This is a genomic window from Nocardiopsis sp. iso_40 (assembly GCF_056173285.1).
Genome location: NZ_CM149666.1, coordinates 1,433,764 through 1,455,119, shown reverse-complemented (window position 1 = coordinate 1,455,119; position 21,356 = coordinate 1,433,764). Strand labels below are relative to the sequence as shown.

Annotated in this window: 17 protein-coding genes; 9 read left to right on the top strand and 8 right to left on the bottom strand. The window is 72.3% G+C overall.

The annotated features are described in order from the left end of the window. Window positions 1-58 precede the first annotated feature (58 nt). From AC0VYD_RS06410 to AC0VYD_RS06390, 5 genes are all read left to right on the top strand, one after another. Complete coding sequence (locus AC0VYD_RS06410; RefSeq protein ID WP_475479030.1) at window positions 59-784, top strand: NAD(P)-dependent oxidoreductase; 726 nt, start codon at window positions 59-61, stop codon at window positions 782-784. Continuing rightward, window positions 781-1,998, top strand: a complete 1,218-nt coding sequence (locus AC0VYD_RS06405) for a DUF418 domain-containing protein (RefSeq protein WP_475479029.1) — start codon at window positions 781-783, stop codon at window positions 1,996-1,998. The genes AC0VYD_RS06410 and AC0VYD_RS06405 overlap by 4 nt, the downstream gene beginning before the upstream one ends. A gap of 175 nt (window positions 1,999-2,173) precedes the next feature. Next, window positions 2,174-2,854, top strand: a complete 681-nt coding sequence (locus AC0VYD_RS06400; protein ID WP_475479028.1) for a helix-turn-helix domain-containing protein — start codon at window positions 2,174-2,176, stop codon at window positions 2,852-2,854. 207 nt (window positions 2,855-3,061) lie between these two features. Further along, on the top strand, window positions 3,062-3,967 hold the full coding sequence (locus AC0VYD_RS06395) for a universal stress protein (protein WP_475479027.1): 906 nt from the start codon (window positions 3,062-3,064) through the stop codon (window positions 3,965-3,967). Window positions 3,968-4,221: 254 nt separating this feature from the next. Next, window positions 4,222-5,367, top strand: coding sequence for a hypothetical protein (locus tag AC0VYD_RS06390; protein ID WP_475479026.1), 1,146 nt, complete (start codon window positions 4,222-4,224; stop codon window positions 5,365-5,367). A gap of 15 nt (window positions 5,368-5,382) precedes the next feature. On the opposite strand, the gene AC0VYD_RS06385 is transcribed toward AC0VYD_RS06390, so the two are convergent. Both AC0VYD_RS06385 and AC0VYD_RS06380 read right to left on the bottom strand, forming a co-directional pair. Beyond that, window positions 5,383-7,302: a heavy metal translocating P-type ATPase gene (locus AC0VYD_RS06385; RefSeq protein WP_475479025.1), complete on the bottom strand. Its 1,920-nt coding sequence runs from the start codon at window positions 7,300-7,302 to the stop codon at window positions 5,383-5,385. Continuing rightward, complete coding sequence (locus tag AC0VYD_RS06380) at window positions 7,299-7,694, bottom strand: ArsR/SmtB family transcription factor (RefSeq protein WP_475479024.1); 396 nt, start codon at window positions 7,692-7,694, stop codon at window positions 7,299-7,301. Before AC0VYD_RS06380 ends, AC0VYD_RS06385 begins: the two co-directional genes overlap by 4 nt. A 162-nt stretch (window positions 7,695-7,856) precedes the next feature. Here AC0VYD_RS06380 and AC0VYD_RS06375 point away from each other — a divergent pair, with 162 nt between their 5' ends. After that, window positions 7,857-10,553 (top strand): WD40 repeat domain-containing serine/threonine protein kinase, encoded by a 2,697-nt coding sequence (locus tag AC0VYD_RS06375; RefSeq protein ID WP_475479023.1) that lies wholly within the window; start codon window positions 7,857-7,859, stop codon window positions 10,551-10,553. Between the two features lie 243 nt (window positions 10,554-10,796). On the opposite strand, the gene katG is transcribed toward AC0VYD_RS06375, so the two are convergent. The 3 genes from katG to AC0VYD_RS06360 all read right to left on the bottom strand — a co-directional run bounded on the left by katG (window position 10,797) and on the right by AC0VYD_RS06360 (window position 14,113). After that, a complete protein-coding gene (katG, locus tag AC0VYD_RS06370) occupies window positions 10,797-13,019 on the bottom strand; it encodes a catalase/peroxidase HPI (protein ID WP_475479022.1) in 2,223 nt (740 codons plus the stop codon). Window positions 13,020-13,087: 68 nt separating this feature from the next. Next, window positions 13,088-13,519 (bottom strand): Fur family transcriptional regulator, encoded by a 432-nt coding sequence (locus AC0VYD_RS06365; RefSeq protein WP_191268135.1) that lies wholly within the window; start codon window positions 13,517-13,519, stop codon window positions 13,088-13,090. 87 nt (window positions 13,520-13,606) lie between these two features. Beyond that, window positions 13,607-14,113, bottom strand: a complete 507-nt coding sequence (locus tag AC0VYD_RS06360; protein ID WP_475479021.1) for an HIT family protein — start codon at window positions 14,111-14,113, stop codon at window positions 13,607-13,609. 152 nt (window positions 14,114-14,265) lie between these two features. Between AC0VYD_RS06360 and AC0VYD_RS06355 the strand changes: the two genes are divergently transcribed. After that, window positions 14,266-14,775, top strand: coding sequence for a hypothetical protein (locus tag AC0VYD_RS06355; RefSeq protein WP_475479020.1), 510 nt, complete (start codon window positions 14,266-14,268; stop codon window positions 14,773-14,775). Between the two features lie 94 nt (window positions 14,776-14,869). Here AC0VYD_RS06355 and argG read toward each other — a convergent pair whose 3' ends face one another. Next, window positions 14,870-16,315, bottom strand: a complete 1,446-nt coding sequence (gene argG / locus AC0VYD_RS06350; protein ID WP_475479019.1) for an argininosuccinate synthase — start codon at window positions 16,313-16,315, stop codon at window positions 14,870-14,872. 190 nt (window positions 16,316-16,505) lie between these two features. Between argG and AC0VYD_RS06345 the strand changes: the two genes are divergently transcribed. Both AC0VYD_RS06345 and AC0VYD_RS06340 read left to right on the top strand, forming a co-directional pair. Beyond that, window positions 16,506-17,684, top strand: coding sequence for an anhydro-N-acetylmuramic acid kinase (locus tag AC0VYD_RS06345; protein ID WP_475479018.1), 1,179 nt, complete (start codon window positions 16,506-16,508; stop codon window positions 17,682-17,684). 96 nt (window positions 17,685-17,780) lie between these two features. After that, window positions 17,781-19,307 (top strand): sodium:solute symporter, encoded by a 1,527-nt coding sequence (locus tag AC0VYD_RS06340; RefSeq protein WP_475479017.1) that lies wholly within the window; start codon window positions 17,781-17,783, stop codon window positions 19,305-19,307. Window positions 19,308-19,577: 270 nt separating this feature from the next. Here the strand turns inward: AC0VYD_RS06340 and AC0VYD_RS06335 are convergent, their stop codons facing one another. Both AC0VYD_RS06335 and AC0VYD_RS06330 read right to left on the bottom strand, forming a co-directional pair. Next, window positions 19,578-19,970, bottom strand: coding sequence for a RidA family protein (locus AC0VYD_RS06335; protein ID WP_475479016.1), 393 nt, complete (start codon window positions 19,968-19,970; stop codon window positions 19,578-19,580). 132 nt (window positions 19,971-20,102) lie between these two features. Further along, complete coding sequence (locus AC0VYD_RS06330) at window positions 20,103-21,074, bottom strand: TauD/TfdA dioxygenase family protein (protein ID WP_475479015.1); 972 nt, start codon at window positions 21,072-21,074, stop codon at window positions 20,103-20,105. Window positions 21,075-21,356: the final 282 nt, after the last annotated feature.

The following is a 21,356-nucleotide window of genomic DNA, read 5'->3' as shown; positions in this document are numbered from 1 at the left end:
GGTAAGTCTATCGTTACTTACACCGTAAGTTCAGCAGGGCGAGAAGGAGGGCCGGAACATGGGTACGACACCGGTGCGAAGGATCTGCGTCATCGGGGCCTCGGGCAAACTCGGGCGGTACATGGTGCGCCACGCACTCGACCGGGGGCTGGAGGTCGTCGGCGTCTGCCGCGAACGCAGCGTCCCCAAACTCTCCGAGTTCGCCGACCGGATCACCGTCGTCCCCGGCCCCACCAACGATCCTGAGGTGATCCGGCGGGCCGTGGCCGGATGCGACGGGGTGCTGACCGTGCTCGTGCCCTGGGGGGTGCAGCAGTACTCGTCCGGTACCGCCCAGGCGGTACTCGACCACGCCGAGCCCGACGCTCGCCTGGTCTTCTCCTGCGGCTGGCACATCAGCCGGGACGGCGGGGACCGGTACTCCTGGAAGCTCAGGCTGGCGATGCGGATCATCACCCCGCTGGCCCGTCTGGTGCGCGCTGTCGACGTGAACGACCAGGTGGAGGCGTGCCGACGGATCTTCGCCAGCGACCGGCGGTGGACCGTCGTCCGGGGCAGCGACCTCGAGGAGGGCGAGAGCCAGGGGCTGCCCGTGTGGAGCCGCCACGTCGGGGACCCGGTCCTGGCCAGCAACCTGACCCGGCGGGTGGACTTCGCGCTGTTCATGGTCGAGGCGCTCACCGACGACACACTCGTGCACGAGGCGCCGGCGATCGTCGGCCGCCGCTCCCCCAGTGCCCTGGCCCACGCCACCGAAGCGGAGCGGGGAGCGACCGGACCATGACCGGCCACGACCACTCCCCCCTGCCGGGGGAACGCGCCCTCGCGCCCGACCTCGCCCGCGGGATCATGCTCCTGTTCATCGCGTTGGCCAACGTGTCCTGGTACCTCTACGGCGCGCCGACCTCAGCGGTCTCCGCCCACCGTGCCGACGCCACGGGGCCCGACGCCCTCTGGCAGAGCGTCTCGATCGTCGCCGTGGACGGGCGGAGCTACCCGCTGTTCGCCTTCCTCTTCGGCTACGGCATCTGGCAGGCCTACACCAGACGGCGCACGGTCGGCCGGGACGAGGCGGACGCACGCCGGTCCCTCCAGTCGCGGCACCTGTGGCTGCTCGCCTTCGGCGCGGTGCACGCCGCGCTGCTGTGGCACGGGGACGTACTCGGCGCCTACGGGCTGATCGGTCTCGTCGTGGTCGGGCTGTTCCTGCGCCGGTCGAACCGGACCCTGGCCGTGTGGGCCCTGGTGCTCGGTGGTCTGCTCGGGCTCCTCTCCGTGCTCGCACTGGCCGCCGGGGCGGCCGCCCCGGCGACGGGTGCCGCGGTGTCCGAGGGGGCGGTGCCGCAGTTCGCAGCCCTCACCCCCTACACCGACTCGGTCCTGCCCCGGCTCCGGATGTGGCTGCTCCTGACGGTCGGCCAGGGCGTGCTGGGGCTCGTCGTACCGGTGGCCGTCCTCACCGCGATCCTCTGCGCCCGGCACCGGATCCTGGAGTCCCCCGAGCGGCACCGGCCGTTGCTGACGGTCGTGGCGGTCACCGGCGTCACCGCGGGGTGGCTCGGCGCGGTCCCCTCCGTGCTCGTGCAGCACGGAGCATGGGACGTCCCGGTGTGGACGCCGCTCATGTTCAACGGCCTCACCGGGCTGTTCGCGGCGTTCGGCTACGTGGCGCTGATCGCCCTCCTCGCGGCGCGCCTGTCGGCGGCGCGGACCCACCGGGGCCCCGTGCGGGCCCTCAGCGCCCTGGGCAGGCGGTCCCTGTCCGGCTACCTGCTGCAGTCGGTGCTCTTCGCGCCGCTGCTGTGCGCGTGGGGACTCGGGCTCGGCGGTGCCCTGGCGCAGTGGCAGGCCGTACTCGTGGCGGTGGCCGTGTGGCTGTTCACCCTGGTCCTCGCGGCAGTCCTGGACCACGCGGGCAGGCCCGGCCCCGCGGAACGGCTGCTGCGCGCCCTCGTCCACCGCGACAGGCGCCCCCGCGGGGCTCCCGTCGCCTCCTGAGAACGGGCGGCCCCGGCCGAGGAGCCGTTACCGGGTGGAAGGAGACGAGGGCACCGTGCGGGCCGCCTTCTCTCCTGCCGACGGCCCGTGCCACCACGCACGGATACGGGTAGGAGTGCGGGTGGGGACAGTACGGGGGGCGGAATCCCCTCCTGACCAGGAAGGGAGGCGTTCCGTGGGACGCGATGGCGGTGTCGGGCACGGAGGAAGCGACCTCGGACGCAGGGCCGCGGCGCGCAGGAAGGAACTCGGGCTGACCCGGGAGGAGGTCGCGGATTCGGCCGACATGGATCCGGGATACGTGGCCTATCTGGAGGAGCACGCGCCACGGATGCCCAGGGAGTCGCTGTACCGGCTCGCCCGTGCGCTGAACACCAGCCAGGGCTACCTGCTGGGCACGGACACCGACCTGCCTCCGGGTGCGGCGACCACGGCGGCGCCGCTCCCGGAGACGCACGCGCTCTCCCCCGGCAGGTGCATGGAACTCATCGGCCCGGGAGGTGTAGGGCGGATCGGCTTCGTCCCCGAGGGCGAATCGGCGCCGACCATCCTCCCGGTGAACTACCTCGTCCGGGACGGTGCCGTGGTGTTTCGCACCGGGGACCACGGGAAGATCGCCGAGCACCTCCCGGGGGAGGCCGCCTTCGAGGTCGACCGGGTCGACGGCGCGACGAGTGAGGGGTGGAGCGTCCTCCTGGCCGGTCGTGCCGAAGCGGTCACCGACGAGGCCGAGGCGGCCGCGCTCCGCTCCGGCGCCCGTGTCCGGCCGTGGGCGGGAGGCGACCGCGACCTCTTCGTCCGGGTCGTCCCGGACAGGGTCAGCGGGCGCGAGGTGAGCGGCCGGACCTCCGGGTGACCGGGTGACGGGCGCGTGGTCGCAGGTCAGAGTTCCTGCGCCGGTGGCGCGTGGCGGACCGTCAGCGGGTATGAGCACGGAAGGGGCCCGGTCCAGTGGAGGTCTGCCGGGGCCGGTACCGCGCACCCGTGGCGTCCGCTCCCGGAGCACGTACCCGGGCCCTTACACAGGTGACACACGGGTGAGAACAACCGGTGGGGAGAAACCATGGACCAGAAGACGACCGCACCAGTCGTGGTGGCGGTCAACGGATCACCGGAGAGCGGACGGGCTCTCGACTGGGCTGCGGAGGACGCTCGGAGGCGGGGGCTGCGGCTGCGCGTCGTGTACGCCTTCGACTGGCCGAACTACCACTCCGTCCCGCGCGGCCTGCCCGGGTTCGACGTGCAAGAATTCGCGCGGCGCGTGGTGGACGAGGCGCGCGAACGGGCGCTGGAACGGGTTCCGGGGCTGTCAGTCGAAGCGGTGCACGTCACGGCGGACCCCGAACCGGTTCTGCTGAGCGAGAGCCAGAAGGCGCACACCCTGGTCCTCGGTGCCCACCGCATGACCGCGATGGACGCGGTCCTTCCGGATTCCACGGCCCTGGAACTGCTCGTCTCGGCCTCGTGTCCCGTGGTCGTCGTTCCCGACCGGGAACCGGGCCCCGCCAACGGCCGGGTCATCGTCGGTGCCGACGGGTCGGCTACCGCGAGGACCGCCGCCGAGTGGGCGTTCTCCGAGGCCGAACTGCGCGGAGCGGCGCTGCGCGCGGTGACGGTGCGCAGGGAGGCCCCCTGGTGGCGTTTCGGGGCACTCGAGGAGCCGACCTGGACCAGGCCCGACGATGACGGGGAGACAGAGGAGTCCGCGGCCGAGGGCTCCGCCCGCCAGGCGCTGGCGGAGTCGGTCGCGGACGCGCGCGCCCGGCACCCGCAGGTACGGGTGGAGGAGGTGGTGAGGGTCGGCCATCCGGTGGAGGTCCTGTGCGCCGAGGCCCGGGACTGCGACCTGATGGTCGTGGGGTCCCACGGGCGGGGCGGTTTCGCCGGAATGCTGCTGGGTTCGGTGAGCCGGAACGTGATCTCGCACAGCCCGTGCCCGGTCGTGGTGGTACGCGCGCCCCGCAGCTGACCGGGGAACGTCCGCAGGCGCCCGGAGGCGGGCCGAGGTGAGCGCCCCGGGCCCGCCCGCCGTTCCAAGGGTGGTTCGGGAAAACGGAAGCGGCCGTTCTGAACGCAGGTGGTAAAGGTGTTTCTCGCCGGTCGGGTATTTCCTTCCGCCGAGCCCGGTTCCGCCGGGGCGGGGCGACCGTGGTGTCCGAACGGCCCGGCCCGGTCCGGCGGAACCGCTGTCCCTCCGGCGGTCCAGCCCGATAAAGTCAGGTAATGGATTTTGCGCAGAATTCCGAAGAATCCGGCTCGGGAGAACCGCCCCTCTCCCTCACCGCCACGGTCATGGCGCATCCCTCCCGCTCCTCCGAGGCCGAACGCGTCCTGGCCGGACTCTCCCTCCCCGGGGCCGAGGCGGTCTTCGACCCCCGCCCCGACGCGCCGCCGAGTTCGCTGCGGACCGCGGCCGCCGCGCTCTCCCGCGCCACCCCGGACCGCAGCACCCACCACCTCCTCCTCCAGGACGACGTCCTGCCGGCCAAGGACCTTCCCGCCTCCGCGCTGGAGTGCTGTCGCCTGCACCCGGACACGGCCCTGTCCTTCTTCGTCGAATGGGGCTCGCGCACCGCCGTTCTCGCCCGGATGGCGGTCTTCTCCGGAATCAGCGCGGTACCGGTGATCAACCCCTACATGCCCTCACTGGCCCTGGCGATGCCCAGCGCCCTGACCGCGGAAATCGCCCAACAGATGGGCCCAGGAAACAACGGCGGAGCCGACCCGGGGGAACCCGACGACCGGGCGCTGCTGCGCCTGCTGCGCGAACGCGGCGTGCGCACCCTGACGATGGTCCCCAACCTGGTCGAACACGACGACCTGCCGAGCCTGACCGGCAACACCGGCCAGGGGGCACGGCGCTCGGCCTGCTTCACCGCCGAGCCGGGGACGCCCTTCGACGCCTCCGTGCTCGACCTGCCCCGCCTGCTGCCCTTCTACGCCTGGAACACCGGCGACGCGGTCGTCATCGACACCGCCGAGGACGTGTCCGCCGCGCACCGGCCCACCGGAGAGGTCCTGGCCGCCTGGGGTCTGGACCAGGACACCGCCCGGCGGGCCCTGGCCGCCACCTCCGGCGCGGCAGCCCTGGCCGAAGCCGTACGCCCCGACCTGCTGCTGGACGCGTGGAACACGGCGGTGGCCCTCGGGGCGGTGCAGGAGCACACCGACCCGGGCAGCGTCGCCACCCTCCGGGACCGGGCGGGCCTGCCACTGGTACGGCGGGCCCTGTACACCCACGTCCCCGGGGCGCTGCGCGTCTTCGTGGACGCCGCATCCCTGGAACCGTTGGAGGAGGAACTGGTCGAGCTGACCCTGGCCGCAGTCGAACTGGGCGCCGGGCTGGACGTGCCCCGGGGCGAGCTCTGACGTCCACCACCCGGTTCACCGTGTCCAGGCGCGTTCGCGTAGCAGCCGGAGGCCGTTGAGGGCGACGACGACGGTGGACCCCTCGTGTCCGGCCACGGCCAGCGCCAGTGGCAGTGTTCCCACCAGGTCCCAGGTCACCAGCACCACGATGAAGGTGCCCGCGATGCACAGGTTCGCGACCACGAACCGGCGGGCCCGGCGGGACAGGCTGATCAGCCGGGGCAGGGTCGACAGGTCGTCGCGCACCACGACGGCGTCGGCGGTGTCCAGCGCCAGGTCGGAGCCGCGACGGCCCATGGCCACGCCGGTGGTGGCCGCGGCCATAGCGGGGGCGTCGTTGACGCCGTCACCCACCAGGAGCACCCGGGTACCCGCGTCCTCCTTCTCCCTGACCAGCGCGGCCTTGTCCTGGGGGAGGAGATCGGCGTGCACGCGGTCGACACCGGCGGCCCGGGCCACGTGTGCGGCGGTGGCGGCGTTGTCCCCGGTGAGCAGGTGTACCGGCTGGGCGGTGAGCGCGCCCACCTCGGCCGCCGTCCGGGCGGCCTCGGGGCGCAGGGCGTCGGCCAGGGTGATCCGGCCCCGCGCACGCCCGTCGACCCAGACGAGGACCCGGGTGCTCGCCGGGCCCTCGGCGTCGGCGGGGGCGCGTTCGACCCGGACCCGGAAGCCGTCCACCGTCGCGCTCACCCCGGTGCCCGGCAGGGACTCGAAGTCCTCCACCCGGGACGGCACGGCGACCCCCTGGTGTTCGGCGTGGGCCCGGATGGCGCGGGCCAGGGGGTGTTCGCTGTCGCGCTCGGCTGCCGCGGCCGGGGCCAGGACCTGGTCGGCTGTGTGCCCCGGTTCGGGTTCCACCCCGGTGACCCGGGGTTCGCCCCGGGTGAGTGTGCCGGTCTTGTCGAAGGCCACCAGGTCGACGCGGCCGATCTGTTCCATGACGGTGGCGGACTTGACCAGGACGCCGTGGCGTCCGGCGTTGGCGATCGAGGCCAGCAGCGGCGGCATCGTGGACAGCACCACCGCGCACGGGGAGGCCACGATCATGAAAACGATCGCGCGGAGCAGCGCGGCCTCGAAGTCGTGCCCCAGGAACAGCAGGGGGATACCGAGCACCAGCAGGGTGGCCGCCACCACCAGGGCGGAGTAGCGCTGCTCGATCCTCTCGATGAACAGCTGGGTGCGGGCCTTGGTGGCCGAGGCCTCCTCGACCAGGGTCACGATCCGGGCGATGACCGACTCCCCCGCCGGCCGGTCCACACGGACGCGCAGGGCTCCGGTGCCGTTGATCGTGCCCGAGAGCACCCCCTCGCCGACACGGCGCGGAACGGGCACCGACTCACCGGTGATCGCCTGCTGGTCGACCTCGCTGAAGCCCTCGGTGACGGTGCCGTCGGCGCCCACGCGTTCGCCCGGGCGGACCAGGACGGTGTCGCCGACCCGGAGCCGGGAGGTCTCCACGACCTCCTCGTGTTCACCGTCCGGGGTCCGGTGGAGTCGTACGGCGCGTTCCGGGGCCAGGTTCAGCAGGGCGTTCACGGAGTCGGCCGTGCGTTGGGCGACCACGGCCTCCAGGGCGCCGGAGGTGGCGAAGATGACGATGAGCAGGGCCCCGTCGAAGACCTGGCCGATGGAGGCGGCGGCGACGGCGGCGACGATCATCAGCAGGTCCACGTCCAGGGTGCGTTGCCTGAGGGCGCGCAGACCGGACAGGGCCGACTCCCATCCGCCGGTGGCGTAGCAGGTCAGGTACAGGCCCCACCACAGCCAGGCGGGGGCGTCCAGGAGTTGGGCGGCCCAGCCGGCCAGGAACAGGGCCAGTGCGGCGGCGGCCCAGCGCACCTCGGCGAGCCGGACGCCGGTGGCCAGCAGCGAGGGCGGCCGGGCCAGGTGGTCCCGGGTCCGGGCGGCGGGCGCGGTCGGGGTCGTGGTCACGGGTGGCCGCCCTGGGCCCGGCCGGCGCGCTCCGGGTCCGCGGCCCGGGCCCGGTGGTGGGCGGGCTCGACCTCCAGGGCGTGTTCGGCCTGGAAGACGGCGTCGGCGACCAGCTTGCGGGCGTGTTCGTTGGCCAGGCTGTAGTACATCCGGTTGCCCTCGCGGCGGTAGGACACGACACGGCCCATACGGAGCTTGGCCAGGTGCTGGGAGATCGCTGGGCCGGGCCTGTCCAGGCGTTCGGCCAGCTCGTTCACCGACAGCTCGCCCCCGCGCAGGGCCAGGATGATCCGCACCCGGGTGGCGTCGGCCAGCAGGGTGAGGATCTCCACGGCGTACTCGACGTAGGGGCTGTTCTCATCAAGACTGCATTCATGCGTACCTGCGCTCATACGCAGATACTAAGTTCACCTGCGGCCGGCTGCCAACCCCGAGGTGGACGCCGCCCGTTAGGCGCACACCCTGTCGGCCGCGCTCGGGGTAAGGCCGACAGGCACCGGAAGCCGCACATCCGCTACCCTCCCCTTGAATCCCCTCGTAAGCGGAAACGGCCCATGAAACCCCTGCACCCCGACGATCCCCGCGAGCTCGGGCCCTACCGGCTGCTGCGCCGGATCGGCTCGGGCGGTATGGGCGTGGTCTTCCTCGCGGTCGCCGTCGACCGCACCGACGGGGACGGGGACGACCTGGCCGCGGTCAAGGCCATCCGGACCGAGTACGCCGAGGACCGGGAGTTCCGCGCCCGGTTCACCGGCGAGGCCGACCTCGCCCGACGGGTGCGCGGCCCCTACACCGCCCGGGTCCTGGCCGCCGACACCGACGGCCCGCGCCCGTGGCTGGCCACCGAGTACGTCCCCGGACCGGCCCTGCACGAAGCGGTACGCGAGAGCGGACCCTTCCCCGAGCACTCGCTGCGCGCCCTGGCCGCCGGCCTGGCCGAGGCACTGACGGCCATCCACTCGGTGGGGCTGGTCCACCGCGACCTCAAACCCGCCAACGTCCTGCTCTCCCCGCGCGGACCCCAGGTCATCGACTTCGGCATCGCCCGCGCCACCGACGCCACAGCCCTGACCCGCACCGGGCAGACCCTGGGCACCCCCGCCTACATGTCACCCGAACAGGCCACCGGAGCCCACCTGGGCCCGAGCAGCGACCTGTTCGCCCTCGGCGGCGTGCTGCTGTTCGCCGCCACCGGCCGCCAGCCCTTCGGCACCGGAAGCGCCCCCGCCCTGCTCTACCGGGTCGTCAACGAGGAACCCGACCTGGACGGGGTACCGGAGGAGATCCGACCCCTGGTCACCGCCTGCCTGGCCAAGGACCCCGGCAACCGCCCCGCACCGGGAACGGTACTGACCGAACTGGCCGGCACCGCACTGCCCCGAGGCGACGACGACCCCACCGAATGGCTGCCCCAAGCCGTCGCCACCAGGGTCCTGCACACGGTCACAGCGACCCGGATGCTGCCCACGCGGGTCCTCGCGGAGGAGGACGCCTCGGAGGAACCGGAGCCCCGGGCTCCCGGAGCTGCGGAAGAACCTGCCCAGGACGGGAGACCCACCGGGACCGATGGCCCTGAGGGGTCGCACGGAGCCGCGAGTCCCCGGGAGAAGGAGGGGTCCCGGAGGGACGGGGGAACCCCCGGAGCCGAGGAGCCCCGGGGAAGCGAGGACTCCCCCGCAGCCGCGAAGCCCACAGGGGCCCGGCGAGGTGAGAGCGGCGAACAGCCCGAACTCCCCGCCTGGGCCAGGCGGACCGGAGGATCCGGCGGGTCCCGGAGGTCTGGGGGAACCGAGGAGACGGGAGGGCGCCGCTCCCCCGGGGGGACCGCGAAACCGTCCGCGGGGCACCCGGAACCCGAACGGTCCGACACGGGCGAAGGACACCGCGGCCGGCGGGGAACCGACGGCCCGCAGGCGGCCGAACGATCGGCCCCGTCGGCGACCGCAGGGCGGGGCGCCCCGGCTCCGGCCCGTAACGCCCCCTCGGCGGTGCCCGACGCCCACCGTGTGGTGAAACGGGCCCCGGAACCGCGCCGTTCCTCCGCCGGGGCGGCCTGGGGCGCCGCGATCTCCGTACTGTCCCTGCTGGTGGCTCTGGTCGTCGTGCTGAACCTGGGGGACGCCGAGGACGCGCCCGGCGCCACCGGGGCCGACGGGCGGGGAACCGAGGAGGAGTCACCGGCACCCGCCCGCGACCCGGGCACCTCAACGGCCCCCGAGCCGGCCGAGCCCGCCGAGATCCAGGAGGTCGCCTTCCTGGACGGGGACCGCTTCGCCGTCCTGTCCAGTGCGGGTGTGCACCTGTACGAGACGGACGAGTCCGGACCGACCGAGCAGTTGGTCGACGCGGACTCCCGTTCCCTGGGCCGTTCGAAGCTCGTGACGGACCGGGGCGGAACCGCGCTGGCCGTCCAGGACGGAGGCCACTCCTCCGGCTCCGAGTCCACGGTCGTGGTCTGGGACCTCGAGGAGGACGAGGAGCACCACGTCAGGCTTCCCGAGGCGTTCCGCAGCGGCGCTCCCCTGGCGCTCTCCCCCGACGCGGAGACGCTGTTCGTGGGGACCGGCCTGGTGTCCGGGCCGGGGAGGCACCGGGTGACCGCCTACGAGACGCGTACCGGGGAGCAGCTCTACAGCAGGGAGGTCCCGGAGGACGGGGAGGGCCTCCAGGGGAGCGTGCAGAACCTGGGCACCTCACCGGACGGGGAGTTGCTGATCGCGGCGCTGACCTCCGGGCTCGCGGTGTGGAGCGCGGCCACGGGGGAGCCCGTGCCCGGTGTCCCCGAACTACGGGAGTGGTCGGGCAGCCTCTCCGGACCGATGGCGGTCACCGACGGTCTCGTCGCCACCGCCTCCTACGAGCACCTCCTGCTGTGGGAACCCTGGTCGCAGGCGGGGCCGGAGAGCTTCGAGGTGACGTTCGACAACTCCGGGGGCCACCCCGAGCTGGACCCGGAGGTGAACCCGTGGATCACGTCGCTGTCCGTCGCCGACGACGGCGACACGATCGTCGCCGCGGGCCACGTGAGCCGGTTCCACGGCTTCCTGCGCAGGTGGGACCGGAACGGGGAGACGCTGGACGAGCAGTGGACCGACACGGTCCAGTACCGGGCCGCACAGACACCGCCCTCCGGCGGGGGCGTCCTGGTCGCGGCGCACCCGCTCGCCGGAGGGGGCCCGGACTCGCTCACCCTCCTGGACGGGGACCTGGAGACCGCCACCGGGTTCGCGCTCCCGACCGACCAGTCCTGAGACCGCCTGAGCCGCCCGGCTCTGCGCCGCCGACAGGACGAGGGGAACGACACCACCGCCCTGACCGCCTGCGCGCACAGTTCACCGGACCGGAGCGGTGGGTGCGTGTCGACTGGCGGCCGCGGCACCGGACACAGCAGAACCGGCCCGACCTGTGCAGGTCGGGCCGGTTCCGGATGACGGGAAACCGGGGGTCGACGCCCTGGGAGCTCCGGGAGCCCGGGGCGGGACCCGGTCCGTGAACTAGACCAGGTCGAACCGGTCGGCGTTCATGACCTTGTTCCACGCGGCGACGAAGTCCTGGACGAACTTCTCCTTGGCGTCGTCGCAGGCGTACACCTCGGCCACGGCGCGCAGCTCGGAGTTGGAGCCGAACACCAGGTCGACGCGGCTGCCGGTCCACTTGACCGCGCCGGAGTCGTCCTTGGCGACGAAGGTCTCCGAGGTCTCGGAGGTCTCACCGGTCGGGAACCAGTTGGTGCCCAGGTCGAGCAGGTTGACGAAGAAGTCGTTCGTCAGCGCGCCCGGCTTGTCGGTGAAGACACCCAGGTCCGAGTTGTCGAAGTTGGCGCCCAGCACGCGCAGGCCGCCCACCAGGACGGTGGTCTCCGGGGCGCTGAGGCCGATCAGGTTCGCGCGGTCCAGCAGCAGGTACTCGGCGGGAAGGCGGTTGTCCTTGCCGTAGTAGTTGCGGAAACCGTCCGCGACCGGCTCCAGGTAGGCGAACTGGTCGACGTCGGTGTGCTCCTCGGCGGCGTCCACGCGGCCCGGGGTGAACGGGACGGTGACGTCCTGGCCGGCGGCCTTGGCCGCCTGCTCCACACCGACACCGCCGGCGAGGACGATCAGGTCGGCGAGGGAGACCTTCTTCTCCGAGGAGGCGTTGAACTCCTTGGCGATGCCCTCCAGCTCGGCGAGCACGCCGCGCAGCTCGGCCGGGTTGTTGACCTCCCAGTCGATCTGCGGGGCGAGGCGGATGCGCGCGCCGTTGGCGCCGCCGCGCTTGTCGCTGTCGCGGTAGGTCGAGGCCGAGGCCCAGGCGGTGGACACCAGCTGGGCGACGGACAGGTCGGACCCGGCGATCCGCGCCTTCAGGGCGGCGATCTCCGCGTCACCGATGACCTCGCCCTCCCGGGCGGGCAGCGGGTCCTGCCAGATGAGGTCCTCGGCCGGGACCTCGGAGCCGAGGTAGCGGACCTTCGGGCCCATGTCGCGGTGGGTCAGCTTGAACCAGGCGCGGGCGAAGGCGTCCTTGAAGGCCTGGTGGTCCTCGTAGAAGCGGCGCGAGATCTGCTCGTAGACCGGGTCGACGCGCAGCGACAGGTCGGTGGTGAGCATGGTCGGCTTGTGCTTCTTGCCGGGGACGTGGGCGTCGGGGATGATCTCCTCGGCGTCCTTGGCGACCCACTGGTTGGCGCCGGCCGGGCTCTTGGTGAGCTCGTACTCGAACTCGAAGAGGTTCTTGAAGAAGCCCTCGCTCCACTGGGCGGGAGTGGTGGTCCAGGTGACCTCCAGGCCGGAGGTGATGGTGTCGCCGGCCTTGCCGGTGCCGTGGTTGTTCTTCCAGCCCAGGCCCTGCATCTCCAGGCCGGCGCGCTCGGGCTCGGCCTCGACGTTGCTGTCCGGGGCGGCACCGTGGGTCTTGCCGAAGGTGTGGCCGCCGGCGATGAGCGCGACGGTCTCCTCGTCGTTCATGCCCATGCGGCCGAACGTCTCACGGATGTCGCGGGCGGCGGCCAGCGGGTCCGGGTTGCCGTTGGGGCCCTCCGGGTTGACGTAGATGAGGCCCATCTGGACGGCGGCCAGCGGCTTCTCGAGGTCACGGTCCCCGCTGTAGCGCTGGTCGTCGAGCCAGGTGGTCTCGGGGCCCCAGTAGACGTCGGCCTCCGGCTCCCAGACGTCCTCACGGCCGCCGCCGAAGCCGAAGGTCTCGAAGCCCATCGACTCGAGGGCGACGTTGCCGGTGAGGATGAACAGGTCCGCCCAGGAGATGTTCTGGCCGTACTTCTTCTTCACGGGCCAGAGCAGACGGCGGGCCTTGTCCAGGTTGCCGTTGTCGGGCCAGCTGTTCAGCGGGGCGAAGCGCTGCTGACCGGCGCTGCCGCCGCCGCGGCCGTCGTGCGAGCGGTAGGTGCCGGCGCTGTGCCAGGCCATGCGGATCATGAGCGGGCCGTAGTGCCCGAAGTCCGCCGGCCACCAGTCCTGGGAGTCCGTCAGGAGAGCGGCGATGTCCGCCTTCACCGCGTCCAGGTCCAGCGCCTCGAAGGCCTTCGCGTAGTCGAAGCCCTCACCGAGCGGGTTCGACACGGGCGTGTTCTTGGCAAGGATCTTCAGGTTGAGCTGGTTGGGCCACCAGGCTCGGTTGCCGTCGCCCAGGGTGGGGTGCGGGGTCTGGTCGCCGTGTGCGACCGGGCAGCCGCCGGCCTGCGGCGGGGTGGGTGCAACGACCTCGTTGTTCTCAGACATCGACTTCCTTAACAGGGAAGGGGTGAACCTTGCGGTTCCGGGGCTGTGTGGTTCAGGAGGTATGTGGTTCAGGAGCTGTGGCTGCCGGAGCAGTCGGCGCACAGGCCCCAGTAGACGACCTCGGCCTCGTCGATCGCGAAACCGTGGTCGGTGGACGCGGTCAGGCACGGTGCGTGGCCGACGGCGCAGTCGACGTCCGCTATGGCACCGCAGGACCGGCACACGACGTGGTGATGGTTGTCTCCGACCCGCGTTTCGTAGCGGGCCACCGAGCCCTGCGGTTGGATGCGCCGTACCAGCCCGGCGCCGGTCAGCGCCTTGAGTACGTCGTACACGGCCTGGACGGACACCGCGCCCAACTCCCCGCGCACGAGGTCGATGATCGACTCCGTGTCCGCGTGTGGGTTCCTGTGCACAACGGAGAGCACAGCCAACCGAGGGCTCGTCACCCTCAGAGCGGACTCGCGCAGCATTTGCTCGAAATCCGAAGAGGTTGCCATGCTCAGCAGTCTGCCCTGTTTTCTGGAATGAGTCAAATTATGGAGTCGGTCAGATGTATCCCGGGAGTGGTGTCGACCCCGTCCGGGTCAGGCGCTGAGCCGTCCGCGGGCGCGGACGGCCGCGCGGACGCGGTCCGCCTCGGCCGCGACCCGTGCCGGATCGACCTCCAGGACGCCGTTCTCCGTCATCAGCGCGTGGAACTGCTGCTGCTCGTAGGGGACTCCGGGCGGCAGAGCCGCGATGTGCCAGTGCAGGTGGGAGTTTCCCTGCTGGCTGCCGAGGGAGAGCAGGTAGGTGCGCTCGGCCCCGAAGACCTCCTCGACTGCGAGCGCCACCTCCCGGACCACAAGCATGGTCCGGGTGTAGGCGGCCTCGTCCAGGTCCCGGACGACGTGTTCCACGTGGGACTTGGGGGCCACCAAGGCGCGCCCGGGGAGCGTGGGGTAGCGGTCGAAGAAGGCGACGTGGTCGTCGTCCTCGAACAACACCTCGTGGTCGAAGCCGGGTTCACCGGAGAGGAGGGCGCAGACGAAACACGGCCCGTTGCGGGTCCGCTCGGTGTAGGCCCCGATGTCCATGGGACGCCGTTTCACACAGGCCCTCCTGTCCTCGCGTGCACGGTTCCGCGGGTGCACGGCGGTCGGGGACACAGGTTAGTCAGTAGGAGCCGACCCCTACCAAGGTCGCTGGTCCCGGGGCCGGGCGCGCGCCAGACTCGGCGCCGACCGCACCGGGGAGGGCCCGCGTGGAGAACACGAGCCCGCAGGCCTTCGACGACCAGTTCCGGGCCCAGCACGAAAACCCGTTGCTCAGGGACCTGTGGGCGAAGGCCTGGGGGGAGCCAGTACCCCGCCGAGGTGGCGCCCTCCAGCGGCTGCCCGTGGCGCCTGCTCGGCCTCATCGTCGCGGCCTTGCGACCCGCACCCGGAGCCACGCCGGTCGACCTGGGCTGCGGCCTGTCGGCCGTCTGCTGTTCACGGCGACCGAACCGGCCGAGGGCCTGGGGACGGACGGCGGGTCGGCCAGGGCGGAGCCGCTGCGCGCGGCCGGTCTCGTTCCCGGGGCACGTCACGACCTCCCGGACGGGGGCGAGGCGTGGGGGCTGCTCTACGCCTCCGTCCGCGAGCACCACCAGGAGCTGCGCGAGCAGATGGGCGACCCGGCCACCGAGACCCTGCTGGCCGAGGCCGCGATGGTCGAACCGTACCTGGACGAGCTTTCCTGGGGCGCGATCGAGGCCACCGCTCCCGCCTGAACGGGCGCCCTCGGACACGCGTCCGCCCCGCCCTGGCGGACCAGGGCGGGGCGGATACGGTTCGGCGGCGCGGGGCCGCGGCGGAGGTCGGCGCCTAGTCGGTGCCGGACTCGATGGCGGCGTAGTCGAGCAGGTCGTCCTCGGAGCCCTGACCGCGGGAGGCGATCGTCTCGGCGCCGCCCTCGGGCATCGCGCCGATCAGGCCGGTCGAGGCCGCCTGGGCCGCACCGATGGTCGTCGGGTGCGTGTCGCCGACCATGCCCAGGGCGGAGTACTCCTCCAGCTTGGCTCGGGAGTCGGCGATGTCCAGGTTGCGCATGGTGAGCTGGCCGATCCGGTCGCTGGGGCCGAAGGCGGAGTCCTCGGTGCGCTCCATGGACAGCTTGTCCGGGTGGTAGCTGAACGCCGGGCCGGTGGTGTCCATGATCGAGTAGTCGTCACCGCGCCGCAGCCGCAGGGTCACCTCGCCGGTGACCGCGGTGCCCACCCAGCGCTGCAGGGCCTCGCGCTGCATGAGGGCCTGGGGCTCCAGCCAGCGGCCCTCGTACATCAGGCGGCCCAGGCGACGGCCCTCGTTGTGGTAGGTGGCCAGGGTGTCCTCGTTGTGGATGGCGTTGACCAGCCGCTCGTAGGCGGCGAACAGCAGCGCCATGCCGGGGGCCTCGTAGATGCCGCGGCTCTTGGCCTCGATGACCCGGTTCTCGATCTGGTCGGACATGCCCATGCCGTGGCGGCCGCCGATGGCGTTCGCCGCCAGGACCAGCTCGACGGAGTTGGCGAAGGACTTGCCGTTGAGGGTGACCGGGCGGCCCTTCTCGAAACCGATCGTCACGTCCTCGGCGGCGATCTCGACCTCGGGGTCCCAGAACCGCACGCCCATGATCGGGTCGACGATCTCGATGCCGGTGTCGAGGTGTTCGAGGGCCTTGGCCTCGTGGGTGGCACCCCAGATGTTGGCGTCGGTGGAGTAGGCCTTCTCGGTGCTGTCGCGGTAGGGCAGGTCCCGGTTCTGCAGCCACTCCGACATCTCCTTGCGGCCGCCGAGCTCGGTGACGAAGTCGGCGTCGAGCCACGGCTTGTAGATGCGCAGGGAGGGGTTGGCGAGCAGCCCGTAGCGGTAGAACCGCTCGATGTCGTTGCCCTTGTAGGTGGAGCCGTCGCCCCAGATCTGGACGCCGTCCTCGAGCATGGCCCGGACCAGCAGGGTACCGGTGACGGCACGGCCGATCGGGGTGGTGTTGAAGTAGACGCGACCGCCGGAGCGGATGTGGAACGCCCCGCAGGCGAGGGCGGCGAGCCCCTCCTCCACCAGGGCCTCGCGGCAGTCGACCAGGCGCCCGAACTCCGCGCCGTAGTCGGTGGCACGGCCCGGCACCGAGGCGATGTCGGGTTCGTCGTACTGGCCGATGTCGGCGGTGTAGGCGCAGGGGACAGCGCCCTTCTCGCGCATCCACGCGACCGCTACGGACGTGTCGAGGCCTCCGGAGAAGGCGATTCCGACACGTTCACCGACAGGCAGGGAAGTGAGCACCTTGGACATGCAAAAAGTATGCACGTAAATGTATGAACATGCAAACTGGTGCTCCGGCCAGGGGCCCTGGCCGCCCGGGAGCCCCCGCCCGGGCGACCGCCCCGGCATCCGGCCGGAGAGAGGGCGTTCGGGGGATTGACGCGGCCGTGACGACCGGTATACCGCTGATACACGGTGAGTCCCCTGACGTAGGAGCCCCATGATCGTCATCGGCCTGTCCTCCGGGACCTCGGCGGACGGGATCGACGTCGCCGCCGCCCGCCTCCGCCAGGAGGGTGACGCGGTCCGGCTGGCCCCGCTGGGGCACCTCACCCGCCCCTACCCCGCCGAGCTGCGGGAACAGATCCGCTCGGCGCTGCCCCCGGCTCCGACCACCCTGGAGGCCGTCTGCCGGCTGGACACCCGGATCGGCCAGGAGTTCGCCGCGGCGGCGCGCAACGGGATCGAGGAGTTCACCGGCGGGCGGGCCGACCTGGTCGCCTCCCACGGCCAGACCCTCTTCCACTGGGCTGAGGGCGGCACCGTGCACGGGACCCTCCAGCTCGGCCAACCCGCCTGGATCACCGAGGCCACCGGCCTCCCCGTGCTGTCGGACCTGCGGTCGGCCGACGTGGCCGCCGGCGGCCGGGGCGCCCCGCTGGCGAGCACCCTGGACCTGCTGCTGCTCGGCGACCGCACGGAGCCGACCGCGGCACTGAACCTCGGCGGGATCGCGAACGTGACGGTGGTGCGGAGCGGAGAGCCGCCGAGCGCGTTCGACACCGGACCCGCCAACGCCCTGATCGACGCCGCCGTGCGCCTGGTGACCGGCGGGAGGGCGGACCTCGACGCGGACGGCGCCCTCGCCCGCACCGGCCGCCCCGACCCCGCGCTCCTGGAGCGCCTGCTCGCCGAGCCCTACTACCGGCTGCCCCCGCCCAAGACCACCGGGTTGGAACTGTTCGGCGCCGAGTACCTGCGGGCGGCCCTGGGCCCCGGGGAAAGGCCCCCGGACGGGGACCTGCTCGCCACCCTCGTGGAGCTCACCGCCGTGACCGTCGCCGACGCCCTGCGCCCCTTCGGGGTGGCAGAGGTGGTCGCCTCCGGCGGGGGCGTCCGCAACCCCGTACTGATGGAACGGCTCGCCGCCCGGCTCGCCCCCGCCCGGGTCGGTTCCTCCGAGCGGCTCGGCCTGGACGGCGACGCCAAGGAGGCCTACCTGTTCGCACTGATCGGCTTCCTCGGCTGGCACGGGCTCGCCGGGTCCGTCCCGGACTGCACCGGTGCCCGCAGAGCCCCGGTCGCCGGGCGCATCACCCCGGGCACCGCGCCGCTGCGCCTACCCGAACCCGCCTCCGCCGTCCCCCGGCGCCTGTACGTGGACGACCCGGGTTCCTGACCGTCCCGCCCGGACCACCGGCCGCCTCCGCCGCCGGAGCCCCGGGCACCAGCCCCCGATCCCCCCACCCGCCGACCAGCCCCGGGAGTCGCGCACGTGCAGACCATCGACCTCGTCGTCATCGCGGTGTACCTGGCGGCCTCGGCCTGGCTGGGCCTGAGGCTGTCCGGCCGCCAGCGCAACGTCAGGGACTACTTCCTCGGCAGCAGACAACTCCCCTGGTGGGCGGTGTGCCTCTCGGTGGTGGCCACCGAGACCAGCGCCCTGACCGTGATCAGCGTCCCCGGAGTGGCCTACCTGGGGGACATCACCTTCCTCCAGGTGGCGATCGGCTACCTGATCGGGCGCGTGGCCGTGGCCTTCCTGCTCCTGCCCCGCTACTACCGGGGCGAGATGACCACCGCCTACACCTACCTGGGTCTGCGCTTCGGCCGGGGTATGCAGAGCACCGCCTCGGTCACCTTCCTGTTCACCCGGGTACTGGCCGACGGGGTGCGGCTGTTCGCGGCGGCCGTCCCGATGAAGATCATCCTCGACTCGCTCGGGGCTGGGGTCTCCTACTTCGCGATCGTCGCGGTCATGGGCGCCGTCACGATCGTCTACACCCTGGCCGGCGGGATCCGGGCCGTGGTCTGGGTGGACGTGCTGCAGATGGGCCTGTACTGCGTCGGCGGCGCGGTCGCGCTGACCGTGATCGCCGGCAGCCTCGACGTGAACTTCCTGGCGGTCGCCGCGGACGCCGGGAAGACCCGGTTCCTCGACTTCACCTCTAACCCGGTCTCGGCCCCCTACGCCACGGTCACCGCCGTCCTGGGCGGCGCCCTGCTCTCCACCGCCTCGCACGGCGCCGACCAGATCGTCGTGCAGCGGCTGCTGAGCTGCCGGAGCCTGCGCGACGCCCAGAAGGCGGTCGTCGTCAGCGGTCTCGTGGTGTTCCTCCAGTTCGCCCTGTTCCTCACCCTGGGCCTGGCGCTGTACTCGTACTTCCAGGGAGCCACGGTCGACCAGTTGGGCCTGAACAACTCCGACGAACTCTTCCCGGTGTTCGTGGTGGAGGCGATGCCCCCGGGCCTGGCGGGGCTCCTGCTCGCCGGGGTCATCGCGGCGGCGATGAGCACCCTGTCCTCGTCCCTGTCCGCGCTGTCCTCCTCGACCATGGCCGACCTGTACGAACAGTTCTCCCGCCGCAGGCTCTCCGACGCGCAGGCGCTGCGGCTGAGCCGACTGTTCACCCTCGGCTGGGGGCTGGTGTTCATCGCCGCGGCGGCGCTGTTCACCGGTACGGACAGCCCGGTGGTGGAACTGGGCCTGTCCGTGGCCAGCCTGACCTACGGTGGTCTGCTCGGCGCGTTCCTGCTGGGGCTGTGGGTACGCAGGGCACGACAGGCGGACGCGATCGCCGCCTTCACCGTCGCGGTGGCGACCATGTCCTGGCTGTTCCTGTTCCAGCCGGGGCTGATCGGGTTCACCTGGTACACGGCGATCGGCACCGGCATCGTGCTCGGACTGGGCTACCTGCTGTCCCGCCGCCACCCCGAGGACTCCCCCGCGGCGGACGCCGCTACGCCCGAGGACGTCGGCGCCCCCGACCGCGAACCCGACCGGAGCGGTGAGGAGACCTAGGCGTACTGACCGGGGCGTCCCGTCCCCCCGGAGAGGTTCCGCGGGACCACAACGCCTTTTCCCACGGCCCTCAGGGGAAGCGCTGACCGCCCTCGCCGTCACCCTGACCCTGCGCCCGGTCCGGGGAGCCGGGGAGGAAGGGGGCTTCGGCCGGAGCGGGTGAGGGTTCGGGCAAGGGCTCCGGGAGCGGAGAACCCCGCCCGGCCCCGGAGCGGATCCGGGGCCGGGTGAGGGTTCGGGCGTCGGGCAGTGGTGGTTGCGGACCCGGGGTCAGTCGGCGGCGAAGGCCTCCAGCTCAACGAGCAGTTCGGGGCGGCCGAGCCGGGTGATCTCGGCGCAGACCCCCGGCGGGCGGACGTCGAAGGCCTCCAGGCGCTCCGCCATCATCTCCCCCGCCTCGGCGAAGAAGGACTCCACGTCGGTGACGTAGGTGTTCATCCGCACGATGTTCCCGAGGCCCATCCCCGCCTGGCGGAGTACCGCCTCGACGTTGTCCAGCGCCTTCGCCGTCTGGGCGCGCAGGTCACCCGGGTACAGGGACTCCCCCGTCTCCGAGACCGAGCACTGCCCGCTGACGAAGAGCAGGCGCTGGTGTCCTTCGATGAGGATCCCCTGGTCCATGCCCTCCGGGTAGGTCCAGGGGTTGACCGTGGTGCGTCGCATGGCCGGTCCTTCCGGTGCTGGTCACTGGGCGGACCCCACCGTAAAACCTCAACTTCGCTTGAGGTCAAGGACGGCGGCCGGGACCAGGCCCCCCGGAAGCGGTTCCGGGGGCCTGGCGGGCACCGGGACCGGTCAGAAGGGCCGGTCGCCGACGATCGCGACGCGCTCGGCCACCCGCGGGTGCGGGTGGTAGTCGTTCACCGCGTAGTGCTGGGTGGCGCGGTTGTCCCAGAACGCGACCGAGTCCCGCTCCCACCGGAAACGCACCTGGAACTCGGGGGTGTGCGCCTGCTGGAAGAGGAAGCGCAGCAGTTCGTCGCTCTCCGCCTCGTCCATGCCGACGATCCGGGTGGTGAAGGAGACGTTGACGAACAGCGTCCTGCGGCCGGTCTCGGGATGGGTCCGCACGACGGGGTGCTCGACCGGCGGGAACCGGTCCTGCCACTCCAGCAGCCGCTCCTCGTCCAGGAAGCGGGAGAAGCCGGGGATCACGTCGTGTACGGCGGTGCGCCCCTCGATGCGCTCCTTGACGTCCTCGGGCAGGTTGTCGTAGGCGGCGGCCATGTCCGCCCACATGGTGTCGCCGCCGACCGGCGGGACCTCCACCAGGCGCAGGACGGCGCCGAGGGCGGGCGCCTCCCGCCAGGTGACGTCGGTGTGCCAGACGTTCTCGTAGCTGGGCGGCGCCTCGCCCTTGGCGAACCGGGCGATGTGGGCGTCGTCGCCCTGGTCGATGAAGGGGTTGGTCTCCAGCTCGCCCCACAGCCGGGCGATCTCCTGCTGGCGCGCGGAGTCGATGGGCTGGTCGCGGAAGAAGATCACCTTGAACTCCAGCAGTGCGCGGTTGAGCTCGGCGCGCAGCTCCTCGTCGATCTCCTCCCGCAGGTCGATCCCGTGGATCTCCGCCCCGATGAGGGAGCCCAGCGGACGGACCTCGAACAGCTCGTAGGGGCGGGGCTCCTCGCCCTCGGGGAGCCTGCGCAGCGTGCGCGGCCCCTCGACCAGGGCGGTGTCGACGGCGGCGCTCCCCCGGAGGGCGGGGTTCGCGGGCCGGGTGGCCTCGGCGGCCCCGGAGGCGGCTCTCGGGCTCAGGGTCGGGTTCATGTTCTCTGTCCTTCGGGTCGGAAGCGGCGGCAAAGGGTTCGGTGGTCCAGGGACACGGGTTCCGGGCTCGCGAAACCGGGTCCGGGAGCGGACGGGACGGCCGGGGCCGAACGGGATCGGGCGCTGAGGGCCCGGGAGACCGTGCGAGCGCTGCGCGAGCCGAGCGTCCCGGTGACGGGGCGGGCCGCAGGAGGGGGCGCGGACGACGAGGTGCGTCGGGCTGCCGACGGTCACACCGGAGCCGGACTCGGGTGTGGAGAGCAGGCGTGGATAGCACTGGTC